The sequence below is a fragment of the Eudoraea sp. genome (assembly GCF_039969275.1).
In the GTDB taxonomy this organism is placed as follows: Bacteria; Bacteroidota; Bacteroidia; order Flavobacteriales; family Flavobacteriaceae; genus Eudoraea.
Genome location: NZ_JBDVOC010000014.1, coordinates 195,862 through 209,863, shown reverse-complemented (window position 1 = coordinate 209,863; position 14,002 = coordinate 195,862). Strand labels below are relative to the sequence as shown.

General features: G+C 37.0%; 15 protein-coding genes. 11 read left to right on the top strand and 4 right to left on the bottom strand.

The features are described 5' to 3' along the window. The first annotated feature begins 7 nt into the window (after positions 1-7). From ABJH90_RS13095 to ABJH90_RS13085, 3 genes are all read left to right on the top strand, one after another. Positions 8-1,537, top strand: coding sequence for a G-D-S-L family lipolytic protein (locus ABJH90_RS13095; protein ID WP_348141366.1), 1,530 nt, complete (start codon positions 8-10; stop codon positions 1,535-1,537). Positions 1,538-1,721: 184 nt separating this feature from the next. Continuing rightward, positions 1,722-3,230 carry a F0F1 ATP synthase subunit beta gene (gene atpD, locus ABJH90_RS13090; RefSeq protein WP_348141368.1) on the top strand — a complete coding sequence of 503 codons (1,509 nt, stop codon included), beginning with the start codon at positions 1,722-1,724 and terminating at the stop codon, positions 3,228-3,230. A gap of 16 nt (positions 3,231-3,246) precedes the next feature. Further along, on the top strand, positions 3,247-3,525 hold the full coding sequence (locus ABJH90_RS13085) for a hypothetical protein (protein WP_348141370.1): 279 nt from the start codon (positions 3,247-3,249) through the stop codon (positions 3,523-3,525). A gap of 48 nt (positions 3,526-3,573) precedes the next feature. Here the strand turns inward: ABJH90_RS13085 and ABJH90_RS13080 are convergent, their stop codons facing one another. Continuing rightward, positions 3,574-4,107: a GNAT family N-acetyltransferase gene (locus ABJH90_RS13080; protein ID WP_348141372.1), complete on the bottom strand. Its 534-nt coding sequence runs from the start codon at positions 4,105-4,107 to the stop codon at positions 3,574-3,576. 60 nt (positions 4,108-4,167) lie between these two features. Here ABJH90_RS13080 and ABJH90_RS13075 point away from each other — a divergent pair, with 60 nt between their 5' ends. From ABJH90_RS13075 to bioA, 4 genes are all read left to right on the top strand, one after another. Then, positions 4,168-5,334: a pyridoxal phosphate-dependent aminotransferase family protein gene (locus tag ABJH90_RS13075; RefSeq protein ID WP_348141375.1), complete on the top strand. Its 1,167-nt coding sequence runs from the start codon at positions 4,168-4,170 to the stop codon at positions 5,332-5,334. Continuing rightward, positions 5,331-5,711: a DUF2007 domain-containing protein gene (locus tag ABJH90_RS13070; RefSeq protein WP_348141377.1), complete on the top strand. Its 381-nt coding sequence runs from the start codon at positions 5,331-5,333 to the stop codon at positions 5,709-5,711. Before ABJH90_RS13075 ends, ABJH90_RS13070 begins: the two co-directional genes overlap by 4 nt. A 6-nt stretch (positions 5,712-5,717) precedes the next feature. Continuing rightward, positions 5,718-6,335 (top strand): dethiobiotin synthase, encoded by a 618-nt coding sequence (gene bioD, locus ABJH90_RS13065; protein WP_348141677.1) that lies wholly within the window; start codon positions 5,718-5,720, stop codon positions 6,333-6,335. A gap of 64 nt (positions 6,336-6,399) precedes the next feature. Then, positions 6,400-7,671 (top strand): adenosylmethionine--8-amino-7-oxononanoate transaminase, encoded by a 1,272-nt coding sequence (bioA, locus tag ABJH90_RS13060; protein WP_348141379.1) that lies wholly within the window; start codon positions 6,400-6,402, stop codon positions 7,669-7,671. 15 nt (positions 7,672-7,686) lie between these two features. On the opposite strand, the gene ABJH90_RS13055 is transcribed toward bioA, so the two are convergent. Continuing rightward, positions 7,687-8,115, bottom strand: a complete 429-nt coding sequence (locus ABJH90_RS13055; RefSeq protein ID WP_348141381.1) for a cytochrome c oxidase assembly factor Coa1 family protein — start codon at positions 8,113-8,115, stop codon at positions 7,687-7,689. A gap of 66 nt (positions 8,116-8,181) precedes the next feature. On the opposite strand from ABJH90_RS13055, the gene ABJH90_RS13050 reads away from it, so the two are divergent. From ABJH90_RS13050 to ABJH90_RS13035, 4 genes are all read left to right on the top strand, one after another. Further along, positions 8,182-9,345 (top strand): beta-ketoacyl synthase N-terminal-like domain-containing protein, encoded by a 1,164-nt coding sequence (locus ABJH90_RS13050; RefSeq protein WP_348141383.1) that lies wholly within the window; start codon positions 8,182-8,184, stop codon positions 9,343-9,345. An 89-nt stretch (positions 9,346-9,434) separates the two neighbouring features. Next, positions 9,435-10,535: a biotin synthase BioB gene (bioB, locus tag ABJH90_RS13045; protein ID WP_348141385.1), complete on the top strand. Its 1,101-nt coding sequence runs from the start codon at positions 9,435-9,437 to the stop codon at positions 10,533-10,535. A 68-nt stretch (positions 10,536-10,603) separates the two neighbouring features. Next, on the top strand, positions 10,604-11,461 hold the full coding sequence (locus tag ABJH90_RS13040; RefSeq protein ID WP_348141387.1) for a cupin-like domain-containing protein: 858 nt from the start codon (positions 10,604-10,606) through the stop codon (positions 11,459-11,461). Between the two features lie 96 nt (positions 11,462-11,557). Further along, a complete protein-coding gene (locus ABJH90_RS13035; RefSeq protein ID WP_348141389.1) occupies positions 11,558-12,724 on the top strand; it encodes a hypothetical protein in 1,167 nt (388 codons plus the stop codon). Positions 12,725-12,733: 9 nt separating this feature from the next. On the opposite strand, the gene ABJH90_RS13030 is transcribed toward ABJH90_RS13035, so the two are convergent. Both ABJH90_RS13030 and ABJH90_RS13025 read right to left on the bottom strand, forming a co-directional pair. Further along, on the bottom strand, positions 12,734-13,393 hold the full coding sequence (locus ABJH90_RS13030) for a sterol desaturase family protein (protein ID WP_348141391.1): 660 nt from the start codon (positions 13,391-13,393) through the stop codon (positions 12,734-12,736). A 91-nt stretch (positions 13,394-13,484) separates the two neighbouring features. Then, positions 13,485-13,961: a regulatory protein RecX gene (locus ABJH90_RS13025; RefSeq protein WP_348141393.1), complete on the bottom strand. Its 477-nt coding sequence runs from the start codon at positions 13,959-13,961 to the stop codon at positions 13,485-13,487. Positions 13,962-14,002: the final 41 nt, after the last annotated feature.

The following is a 14,002-nucleotide window of genomic DNA, read 5'->3' as shown; positions in this document are numbered from 1 at the left end:
GATGAATATGAAAATTAAATATATCTGGTTATTGGTATGCATTATAGGGTTTTCGGCTTGTAATGATAAGGAAGATTTTGATATGACCGAGGCTGAGGTGGAGTTACCACCTGCCACCCCGGGATCTGCCGATTTTTCGAACTTTGTTTCTTTGGGCAATTCTTTGATAGCTGGTATTACAGATGGCGCGCTATTTATGGAAAGTCAAAATAATTCATTACCTAACATTCTATCACAACAATTTGCACTTGTAGGGGGTGGAAGTTTTACACAACCTTTAACTAATGATAATTTTGGTGGATTGGCGTTGGCAGGTAATCGGCTTCCGGGATTTGATCCGAGACTTGTTTTTGGGGGGGCTGGCCCAATACCTTTAGAATCTGCGATTGGCCCCGTAACGGTAACAACTGATATTGCCTTAAACAATCCTACCGGTCCTTTTAACAATTTGGGAGTACCCGGAGCAAAGAGTTTTCATTTGCTGGCACCGGGCTACGGTAATTTAGGAAATCTTGCCTTAGGACTGGCGAATCCTTATTTTGTAAGAATGACAGGGTCAACTCCTGATGCCAGTGTTTTGCAATTGGCAGTAACCCAGGCACCGTCTTTCTTTTCATTATGGGTAGGTAACAATGATGTTTTGGGATATGCCCTGACAGGTGGAGATGGAACTGACCCTATAACGCCTGTTGACGGGCCTCCTGGAGTAGGTTTTAATCAGAGTTACGGCGCTTTGATCGCATCACTTACCGCTTCCGGTGCCGGAGGTGTAGTTGCTAATATTCCTGATGTTTTGGGAATACCACATTTCACTACGGTGCCCTATAATCCAGTACCTTTGGATGCTGGGACTGCCGCTGCGGTTAATCAGGCTTATGCACTTTATAACGGTGGCATTATGGCAGCATTGGCGGCTTTAGATGGAACAGGACTCTTTACTCAGGAAGAGGCAGATGCCAGAATCATTAGTTTTGAGGCAAGTGAAACCAATGCGGTGGTCATTGAAGATGAAAGTTTAACAGATTTAGGAGCTATTAATCCTGCTTTTGCAGGTTTACCACAAATTAGACAGGCTACGGCAGAAGATCTGATTGTTTTACCGGCCTCGAATTTCATCGGTACTCTGGCAGACCCAAACAATCCGCTATCCGTGAATGGTGTAGCCATACCTTTAGCTGATAAATGGGTGCTTATACCAAGTGAACAGGCGGAGATTTCCCAAGCCACAATTGCTTACAATGCCACTATATCAAGTACGGCAAATGCGGCAGGGCTCGCTTTTGTGGATGCCAATGCCTTATATGCCCAATTGTCAAGTGGCGGTATTACTAGTGGTAATTTTACCTTAACCTCCAATTTGGTAACAGGTGGAGCATTTTCATTGGATGGTGTACACCCTACGGCCAGAGGCTATGCTTTAATCGCTAATGATTTTATGAAAGCCATAGATGCCACCTATGGTTCAAATTTTGAAGCTTCGGGGAATTTTGTAGATATAGGGAACTATCCTACAAATTATTCACCTTCCTTGCAGTAAACAATTACAATACAGTAAAAAAGCACCTGCAAATAGGTGCTTTTTTTTATGTCAAAAAATCAAAGTATTACATTCTTATTTAAAAAGGAAAAACATATCTTTGCAGCCTGAAAAATAATCAATTTATACTTCTATTTAGATTGTTTTTAATTTGGTATAATTTTTAAATATAAATACTTGCATAATGGCTAAAGTTACAGGTAGAGTATCCCAGATAATTGGACCGGTTATTGACGTTGAATTTCCATCTGGTGCAGAACTGCCAAGAATTTATGATTCCCTGGAAATCACTATGAAAGATGGTTCTCTTTTGGTATTAGAAGTGCAATCACATACTGGCGAAAATACAATTAGGTCTATATCTATGGACTCTACAGATGGTTTGAGCAGGGGTACCGAGGTTTTGTCTACAGGTAACGCCATTCAAATGCCTGTTGGGGATGATATTTACGGACGCCTGTTTAACGTAATTGGTGATGCCATTGATGGCCTGGGAGATTTACCAAAGTCAGGTAAAAACGGACTTCCAATACATAGGGAAGCGCCGAAGTTTGAAGATTTAACCACAACAACAGAAGTTTTATTTACTGGAATTAAGGTCATAGACCTAATTGAACCCTATGCTAAAGGAGGTAAAATTGGGCTGTTCGGTGGTGCTGGCGTTGGTAAAACTGTATTGATTCAGGAATTGATAAATAATATCGCCAAGGGCCATGGTGGACTTTCAGTATTCGCCGGAGTTGGCGAGCGTACGAGAGAGGGAAATGACTTGTTGCGCGAGATGTTGGAATCTGGAATTATAAAATACGGGGATGACTTTTTGCATTCTATGGAAGAAGGAGGATGGGACTTATCTAAAGTTGATAAGAAAGTTATGAAAGAGTCAAAAGCGACGTTTGTCTTTGGACAGATGAATGAACCTCCTGGAGCTCGTGCAAGAGTAGCACTTTCAGGACTTACCATTGCAGAATATTTTAGGGATGGAGCAGGAGAAGGACAAGGTAAAGATGTTCTGTTTTTTGTTGATAATATTTTCCGTTTTACACAAGCCGGATCAGAAGTGTCTGCACTTTTAGGTAGGATGCCCTCGGCTGTAGGTTATCAACCTACTTTGGCTACAGAAATGGGTACAATGCAGGAACGAATTACATCAACAAAAAGAGGTTCTATTACCTCTGTACAAGCGGTATATGTTCCAGCGGATGACTTAACAGACCCGGCGCCTGCAACTACTTTTGCTCACTTGGATGCTACTACTGTTTTGTCTAGGAAAATTGCCGAACTTGGTATATATCCGGCTGTTGATCCTCTCGATTCAACTTCCAGAATTCTTACCCCAGAAATATTAGGAAATGATCATTATGGCTGTGCTCAAAGGGTTAAAGAGCTACTGCAGCACTATAAGGAATTACAAGATATTATCGCTATTCTTGGAATGGAAGAACTCTCAGAAGAAGATAAATTGGCAGTTGGCAGGGCCAGACGGGTACAACGATTTTTGTCACAACCCTTTCATGTAGCTGAACAATTTACTGGTATTCCCGGTGTTCTGGTTGATATTAAGGAGACTATAAAAGGTTTTAATATGATTATGGATGGGGAATTAGATCATTTGCCTGAATCTGCCTTTAACCTTAAAGGAACTATAGAAGAGGCGATTGAAGCCGGAGAAAAAATGTTGGCCGAGGTTTAATAAGAATATTTAAACTATGTACTTAGAAATTGTATCCCCTGAAGCTGTATTATTTGCCGGAGAGGTTATTTCTGTGACTGTACCCGGAGTTAATGGGGAATTTCAGATGCTTACCAACCATGCTCCAATTGTTTCAATACTTCAGGAAGGTGAGGTTAAGATTCAAGGAGATATTCAGATTGAAGAGGAATATAAAGATAGGTTTACCAAAGATTCAAATGGAAAAACCATGCTCCATATTAATAGTGGGACAATAGAATTGAATGATAATAAATTAATAGTTCTTGCAGATTAAAGAATTCTAAAAATATTATAAAAAAGCCATACAACATGTATGGCTTTTTTATTTCAGTACTAATAAATGCCATTTTCTTCCATTGGAGTTATAAGTCTTTAGTTCGATGAAACCAACGGCAAAGTGTGCCTTAAGGGAACGTTTATTTAATGCATCTACTTCAGTAATAATGCAATCGTAATTTGTACTGATGACAACTTGCATTTTCTTGTAAAGGTTTTGAAAAATGCCCATTTTTCGATATTCTTTATGAATACAAACCTGTCCCATTACCATATATTTTTCACCAGGGGACAATACAGAATTAATTTCTTCAAACATAGGTTTTAGGACATCTATTTTATTGCCAAATTTAGGATGCATACACAAGGCATATCCAATAACTTTCCCATTTTCCTTGGCAATAATATGTGAGCATACCTTATTCATACGATCTAATAAGTTCAGGGTATGAGTTACGGTTAAAAAACCTTCCTGTTCCATTTCTTTAATAGATAATGCGTTGGGAATATTTTCTTTCTGCAATGAAAGAATCTGTTTCAATTCCAATCTGCTTTGCACCCGGCCAATTTGAATTGTCATCGTTTGGAGTTTCTATAATTCAATATACAATTTAAAAATAGGATATATTACATTTGTGACATGAGTCACTTACCTGAAAAATTACGTAAGAAATTAGTGGAGCGGGAGGAAATAAATACCCTTAGAACCTTACCAGAAGATATTCGGAGAATTGATTTTTCATCCAACGATTACTTGGGTATTGGACAGAACAATTGCGTTTTTGAAAAGGCCATTAGTATTCTTTCTGAAAAAGGGATTACTAATAATGGTGCTACAGGATCCAGGTTGCTTACAGGAAACGGTATTTTATATAGTGAGGCGGAAGAACTTCTTAGGAATTTACACCAGGCAGATTCGGCCTTGATTTTTAATTCCGGATATGATGCTAATATTGGACTGTTTTCATCAGTTCCTCAAAGAGATGATATAATATTATACGACGAGTTTATTCATGCCAGTATTAGAGATGGTATTAAAATGAGTAATGCCCGGAACCATAAGTTTAAACATAACGATCTTAAAGACTTATTATCCCACATCCTGCGAGGACAAAAAAACACTAATAACAATAGGGAAATATATATAGTTACTGAATCTGTTTTTTCAATGGATGGAGATTCGCCAGACCTGAAAGCCTTGTCTGTATTATGCAAGAAATACAAATGTCTATTGATTGTTGATGAAGCCCATGCTATTGGCTTATTTGGTTCAAATGGCTGCGGCATGGTTCAGGAATTGGAATTACAGGAAAATATTTTTGCCAGGATTATCACTTTTGGTAAGGCACTGGGGTGCCATGGCGCAGCTATTTTGGGAAGTGCAGACCTGAATAAATATTTGATAAATTTTGCAAGAAGCTTTATCTATACTACCGGGCTGCCACCCCACACTGTATCAACAATAATTGCGGCATATCAGTTTATGACAAGCCCTGCAGGACTTAAGAAGAGAGAATTACTTCATGAAAATATTGATTTGTTTAATCAGGAGAAGGAACTTCTGGGGATTTCATCTTTTTTTATTCCTAGTTCCTCGGCCATTCATTCATGTATTATTAAAGGCAATAATGAAGTAAAGCAAGTAGCGCAAATAATTCAAGAAAATTCATTTGATGTTAGACCTATTCTATCTCCTACCGTGCCCAAAGGAGATGAACGTTTACGTTTTTGTTTGCACAGCTTTAATTCAAAAGAGGATATTTGCATTATATTACAACACCTGGCAATTGCAATTAAAAAGATATGAATCAGGAATTTTATACGCTTGGTGCATTTGAGTATGCTGCTGACGTACAAATTATAAAAGGGAAACTTGAGTCTGAAGGTATTCGGGTCTTTTTAAAGGACGAAAATACTATAAATACAGATCCTTTGATAAGTCAGGCTATTGGTGGGGTTAAGTTACAGGTTTACTCAAAAGATAAAAACAGGGCTTTGAATATATATAATGAAATAAGAAACTATGCTTTGGATAGCAAAGGGAATCCAATTACCTGTCCAAATTGTAAAGCACAAAGATCTGAAGTATACTATAGTAGAAAGGGCATTATTAATAAGCTATTTCCATTTTTAGAAAAGAAGAAATACAAATGTCTGAAGTGTAATATGATTACCCAACCATAGCACATGATGAAACGAATTTTTGTCACCGGAATATCTACAGATGTCGGAAAAACCATTGCTGCGGCCATTGTAACTGAGTCTCTAAAGGCCGATTATTGGAAGCCTGTACAAGCAGGAGATTTGAAGAATACAGATAGTCATAAACTTGCTGAACTGATAACCAATGAAAAAACTAGAATTCACGAGAGTAGTTACGAATTAAAAACTCCTATGAGCCCTCATGCCGCGGCAGAAATTGATAATCTTATAATTGACATCAGCCAAATTAACGAACCTGAAACCACAAATCATCTTGTAATTGAAGGAGCAGGTGGTTTACTGGTGCCTTTAAATGAAAAGGATACCATTTTAGATATCATCAAAGCTAATTATCAGGTAATAGTAGTTTCGAGGCATTATTTAGGAAGCATTAACCATTCATTGTTAACCATAGATAGCTTAAAGCAAAAAGGGTTTAACGTGGCTGTTATATTTAGTGGTAACGAACATCCAAGCACAGAAGACATTATAATACGAAAGACAGGTGTGAAAGTAATAGGCAGGATTGAAGAGGAAACTAATTTTGATAAATCCCTCATTAAACAATATGCTGCAAAATTCTATCCAATGCTACAAACACTTTGAGCGCTATTATGATAAAGTCTAATCAAAGGTTAGGCATTGAAACTAACAACTATAATCTGAAATCTTGAAAAATCTAACTGAAAGAGATAAAAAACATTTGTGGCATCCGCTTACCCAGCATAAACTACATTCTGATATGCTTGGTATTGTCAAGGCGAAAGGAGTTATTCTGTACGATGAAGACGGTGGTGAATATATAGATGGTATTGCTTCCTGGTATACCTCAATGTATGGTCATTGTAATGATTTTATTTTGGAAAAGGTACAACGGCAAATGGTTGTTCTGGATCAGGTGGTATTTAGTGGTTTTACCCACGAACCTGCCATTAGGCTATCGGAAGAATTAATAAAAATATTACCTCCTAATCAGCAGAAAATATTCTTTTCAGACAACGGTTCAACGGCTACAGAAGTTGGTATTAAAATGGCTTTACAGTATCATTTTAATCAGGGCAATAAAAGAAAAGTACTTCTGGCATTTGAAGAGGGCTTTCATGGTGATACTTTTGGGGCCATGTCTGTCTCCGGACTTTCCGTTTATAATGGGCCCTTTGAAGATTATTTTATTAAGGTAGAACGTATTCTGACCCCAACTAAAGAGAATGTGAGTGATATTTTACTTCAACTTACTGAAAGACTTAGGCAAAACGATATAGCGGGATTTATATATGAACCTCTGGTACAGGGTGCGGCAGCTATGAAGATGCATGATGCAGAAGGTTTAAATATGATTCTTGACTTGCTCAAAAAACATGAGGTCTTACTAATTGCAGATGAGGTCATGACCGGATTTGGCAAGACAGGCAAGAATTTTGCCTCAGATCATATCCCTGTTAATCCAGATATCATATGCCTTTCTAAAGCCCTTACCGCGGGTTTGCTTCCTATGGGAGCAACTTCATGCACTCAGCAGGTCTATGATGCCTTTTACAGTTCAGAGATTTCTAAAGGACTTTTCCATGGCCATACCTATACGGCAAATCCGTTGGCTTGTATGGCGGCTCTGGCCGGCATTGAATTACTTCAATCTGAACAAATTCAAAAGGATATCCGGCGGGTCATTAAATCTCACCAAGAGTTTGGATTGAAAATTAAGGAACATCCGAAGGTGGCAGCAGTTCGTCAGTGTGGAATCATCTTTGCACTGGACTTAAATATTAAAATGGAGCGTTACGGTAGTTTACGTGACCGGCTGTTTAACTTTTTTATGGAGCATGGTGTGTTTTTACGTCCATTGGGGAATACTATCTATATTTTGGCTCCCTATATCGTTACCGATTCTCAGTTAAAACAGGTTTATAATGCAATTGAACTTGCATTAGATGCAATAGTATAGGGTTTAACATAGATTTTAGTCCCAGTCATCATTCATAAGATCTAACTCGTCATTATCCTGGATAACAACCCTTATTTCCTGATAAGTCCATTTATCACCTTTAGCAGTGGCTTTAATGAATAAAGTGCCACTTTCCTTTGGGCCGGCAATAGGAACTTTCATATCAGCACTTTTTTCATCATTATTCAAATTAAATTCACCTTGAATCATGCCATTTTTTTCAATAGGAGAACCCATTAGTTCAATTAATTCAGAGTCTGTATTAATTTTCTCAATGGCATATTCCATGGGAATAGAATCATCCATAATTGAAGTAATACCAAAAAATATAGAACCAATAGCAACCCCTAGGATAATAAGAATAGTCAAACAACCGCCAACAGGTACTACCCATGGCCAATTTCTTTTCCACCAACTCCGCTGAGGTATCAATTCATTGTTCATTGTTTTTTATATTGTTTTTACACTTTCAAGGTAAGAACTTTTATTTTTACTTTAAATACTAATTCCTTGGCTCAACCTATTACGATTACATCAATTGCTTCCATCTCCTCTTTGGGAATTAATACAGAGGACATTTGGGCCAATTATAAACATTCAAATCACCTCTTAAAAGAAGCAACTTTTGAAGGCAAGGCTGCATGGGTATCATCTTTGTCTGAATCCGAAAAATCAGAAATAAGGGCACTTAGAAGTAGTAATACTAAGTATCAAAGTCTGGATGATAGTGTACTTTATGGTATTTTTACAGCCAGGAGAGCTGTAGCAAATGCGGGCTGGGAAGAAAAAGATAATTTTGGAGTTAATATTGGTTCTTCCCGAGGAGCAACCGGGCTTTTTGAAAAATATCACAAGGAGTTTTTGCAAAAAGGTACTACCGCTTTATTAACCTCCCCTACAACCACCCTCGGAAATATTTCTTCCTGGATAGCCCATGACCTCAAGACAAAGGGTCCCATTATTTCACACTCTATAACCTGTTCTTCAGCTCTTCACGCCATACTGAATGGTGTTGCGTGGATTAGGAGTGGGATGGTCGAAAAATTTCTTGCAGGCGGCAGTGAAGCACCATTGACTTCTTTTACTATTGCCCAAATGAGAGCCCTTAAGATATATACCCGGAATGATAAAAGTGAATATCCCTGTAGAGCTCTCGACCTTAGTAAAATTAAAAATTCTATGGTACTTGGAGAGGGAGCAGGTGTTGCTTGTTTGGAATATGGAATCGGGAAAAGGCCCCTTGCTATCATTGAAGGAATTGGATTTGCCACAGAACCATTGGAACATAATATTTCTCTTTCCGCAGATGCCGGATGTCTCCAGGATTCAATGCTTATGGCCATGGAAGATATAAATCCTAAAGAGGTAGATATTATTGTGATGCATGCGCCGGGCACTATTAAAGGGGATAAATCTGAATTTACTGCAATTCAGCAGATTTTTGGTAATTCTATACCTTCACTTACCACCAATAAATGGAAAGTAGGACATACTTTTGGTGCATCTGGAATCCTAAGTGTGGAAATGGCAATTTTAATGTTGCAACATCAAAGATTTTTAGGGGTTCCTTTTATGAGGATTAATCCGCCTCAGAAAATAAACAGAGTACTTATTAATGCAGTAGGATTCGGTGGAAATGCGGTTAGCATTTTATTAAAAAATCCCAAAAACTAAGCTGTTAACATCACTGCAATTAAGATTTGATTTATTGATTTCTTTACGGATTAAAGATTATTTTTGATGTTTATATAAAATTCTTACATATGGGTGTAGAACGACATAACTGGACAAAACAGGAGATTCTTGAAATATATAATAAACCCTTGATGGAATTATTATACGAAGCAGCCACCGTACATCGCAAGTTTCATGATCCGAATACCGTACAGGTATCTACTTTACTATCCATTAAGACCGGTGGTTGTCCCGAAGATTGTGGTTATTGCCCCCAGGCAGCACGTTATCATACAGATATTGAAAACAATGACTTAATGACTGTTCGGCAGGTAAAGGCACAAGCTTTACGCGCCAAAGAATCCGGAAGTTCAAGAGTATGCATGGGAGCTGCATGGCGAAATGTAAAGGATGGCCATGAGTTTGAACAGGTTTTAGAAATGGTAAGAACCATCAATAAACTGGATATGGAGGTTTGTTGTACACTAGGAATGCTAACGGAAAATCAGGCAAGACGTTTGGCAGAAGCAGGTCTTTATGCTTACAATCACAACCTGGATACATCTGAAGATTATTATAAGGATGTAATTTCAACAAGGGCTTTTGACGATAGATTAAAAACCATTGAAAATATCAGGAAAAGCAATGTAACTGTTTGCAGTGGCGGTATTATAGGGATGGGCGAAAGATTAGAAGACAGGGCAGGAATGTTAGTAGCCTTATCCACGTTAAATCCTCAACCAGAGTCTGTACCTATTAATGCACTTGTAGCTGTAGAAGGTACTCCTATGGAGGACATTGACCCTATTTCCATTTGGGATATGATAAGGATGGTTGCTACAACCCGAATTGTTATGCCAAAAACCCAGGTAAGATTATCCGCCGGGAGAACAGAAATGACCAGGGAAGGACAAGCGATGTGCTTTTTTGCAGGAGCCAACTCCATTTTTGCAGGTGATAAGTTATTGACAACACCAAATCCTGATGTAAATGAAGATTTGGATATGTTTAAGCAATTAGGTCTTGTTCCGCAAAAACCTTTTGTTAAATCACCGCAGCCAAAGACGGTGGAAGCAAAAGAATCTGATTTACAACCAATTGGAGAAAAACCAAAATGGTCAAGACCGGAACATAAGATAGAGCGTAACGAGCTTGCAAAGGTTAAATCCAAACATGATGGACTGTCCTAGATAAACCTTAAGTAAGATAGCTTTTATCAACTTTTTTTAACTTTAAAGTTCAATATACATCTGAGATTTTGCAATTAGAGGATATACCAAGAGTAAAAACTATTAGCAGGGAGGACTTTATAAAGAATTATTTAAAGCCTCAAAAACCGGTTGTAATTGAAAAATTCATAACAAATTGGCCGGCCTATTCTAAATGGGGTTTTGAATACATGAAACAAGTCGCAGGCGATATAACAGTGCCTCTTTACGACGACAGGCATGTTGATCATAAGGAGGGATTTAATGAGCCTCACGCCAAAATGAAGATGGCAGACTACATAGATCTTCTAAGACAGCAACCAACGAAATACAGAATATTTTTATGGAATTTAATCAAAGAAGCACCACAACTTCAAAATGATTTCTCCTATCCGGATTTTGGACTGCGATTAATGAAGGGACTACCTATGTTATTTTTTGGTGGAATGGATTCACATACTTTTATGCATTATGATATAGATCTTGCGAATATTTTCCATTTTCATTTTGAAGGTAAAAAGGAATGTATCCTTTTTCCTCAGACTGAAAATAAATTTCTCTATAAAGTACCGCATTCGCTAATTACGCATGAAAGTATAGACTTTTCTAACCCAAATTTGCACGAATGGCCTGCTTTAGAATTTGCTAACGGATTTAGGACGCAATTGAACCATGGTGAACTCCTCTATATACCGGAAGGTTTTTGGCATTATATGAAATATATAACGCCGGGGTTTTCAATGAGTTTGCGCGGGATTGCTCGTAACTCCAAAAATCTTGGAAAAGCAGTATACAATGTCTTCATAATGAGACATTTTGATAATCTGATGCGAAGAATCAAAGGACAGCAATGGATTGACTGGAAAAATGATCAGGCAATAAAGAAGACGAATAGGATACTCCCCTAATTTCATAATCAGAAAGATTTCAAAATAAAAATTTATGACCTCTTTATCTTTTCTTTCGATTTATGATTATGTTTACATTTCTTTTAATTGTATTTAATGCATCTTGTCGAAGTAAAGTCCCACCGCGATTGTAAAAGATTCGTTTCATTCCCAGATGATCTTTACAAAAATCAAAAACAGTATATAAAACCCCTTTATAAGGATATTGCAGATATTTTTGATCCTGCCGTCAATAATAACTTTCAACGCGGTAACTGTGTCCGATGGATTTTATTAGAGGATAATAAAATTATTGGCCGTATTGCAGCTTTTATTTTAAGAAAGACCTCTACAAAAGGTGAAACTGAATCTTTTGGTGGGGTAGGTTTTTTTGAATGTATTAATGATCAAAATGCTGCTAATGCATTATTCGATATAAGTAAAAAGTGGTTGTTTGTCGGAGGGGTTGAGTTTATGGATGGACCAATAAATTTTGGAGCAAGAGACAAATGGTGGGGGCTTTTAACCAAAGGATACGAATTGGAACCCAATTATCAATGCAATTACAACTTCCCTTATTATAAGGCACTCTTTGAAAACTATGGTTTTCAAACATATTTTGAGCACTATACCTTCTTAAAAATAATAGCGGAAGATGTTAATCCAAGATTAGAGCGAAAGGCTTCTATAGTAAATAGTAACCCCGATTATTCGTTTGAACATTTCAAAATGGAAAAGTTTGAAGAACAAACAGATTGTATAATAGATATGTACAATAAAGCATGGGTTAATCATGAAGGGGTCTCAGCTATATCTCGAGAACAGGGGCATTTACTTATGAAAAAATTGAAGCCAATTATTGACGAAAAAATAATATGGTTCGCCTATTATAAGGGAGAACCGGTAGCCTTCTATATAAATATTCCGGAAGTGAATCAATGGTTCAAATATGTTAACGGGAAGTTAGATCTTATTGGGAAATTAAAATTTGTGTGGCATAAATGGCGAAAAAGAAATAAAAAAATGCTGGGATTTGTATTTGGGGTTGTGCCGGCACATCAGGGTAAAGGACTGGATGGCGGAATAATTCATGCTTTTCACAATATGGCAAAAAGCCTATCTAACCAATATGAAGTTATTGAAATTAATGGAATTGGTGATTTTAACAGAAAAATGATTATTGTAGTAAAACAGGTAGGGGGTGAGATATGTAAAATACATACTACCTATCGATACTTATTTGATAGAACAAAACCTTTCGAAAGAATGAAGGCAATAAAATAGAACTCTAAGTTATGCCAATTCTTCTTTTTTACCTTTTGCCTTAGATGGAGGCATAGTTCCAAAGACTTTATCCCAAAAAGTATTTGATACACCAAAAGCCTTATCGGGATATCTGTAATGGTGAAGGCTATGATGCTGCCATATATTCTTGAATCTCTTTGGAGGTCGCATAACATGTGTGGCCCTGTGAACAAAGGAATACATTAAATAGCCAGAAAAGAATCCCGGGAAGAAGCCAAAGGATAGTTGAGATATTCCAAGTACCCAAAAAATACAATAAAAGAGAAGGAATAATACGCTTGCCATTATTAATCCCGGAACAGGAGGCATTAATAAGCGTTCTTCATCTCTGGGATAATGATGATGTGAACCATGCATAATAAAATGAAAACGTTGAGACCATTTTGCTTCAGTAACCCAATGGAAAACAAAGCGATGTAACATATATTCCGCGAATGTCCAAAAGAAAACACCGGTGATAAAAAGCCCGATAATCTCAATAGGAGACAAACCTATTTTTATATAAGCAAAGGAAATCATTGCTATAATGGTAATTCCATAGACAATGATATTTTGAATTGGATTTGTTTTGGTAAGGCTTTCCAAAAATGGATTTTTGAATATTCTTGCCTTACCGTGATGAAACTCTGTAGTGACTTTTGGCTTCATATTTTTTTATTTTAAGCGGCAAAGTTACGAAATATAGCCCTAAATGCAAGTGTTTTGTGTCATGAAGGATTAAAAAAGAAACTTTAATAATCTAGGATATAAGTTCAAAAATTTTTGAATAGACCAAATTTATTTCCCAACCTCGATATAATAAATAGTCTGCCAACTTTTTTCTCCGTTTTTGCAGATCCCCTTCTTTAATTTGTATTAATCTCTTTCTGGCTATCAAATCTAATTTTTCTAAATAGTCTTTTTCATCTATCTCTTCCAACGCCAATTTTATGTTGAATTTTGATATGTTTCTTCGTCGCAATTCTGAGACAATTTTTCCTTTACCCCAGTTTTTGACATTAAATTTTCCTCTGGCATAACTCCTGGAAAATCGTTCTTCATTTAAAAAATTGTTTTCGATTAAATGAGTGGTTATAAGATCTATTGCTTCAGGAATCATTCGCATTGTCCGTAATTTCGTTATAACTTCTAAATGACAACGCTCCTGATAAGCACAATACCTTTCTGCCTTTTGTTTGGCTTCATTTATTGTATAAGTTTTTTGAGAATAATTCATATTGAGGATAATGATAACTGTTTTATAAAAGCTATGAATAA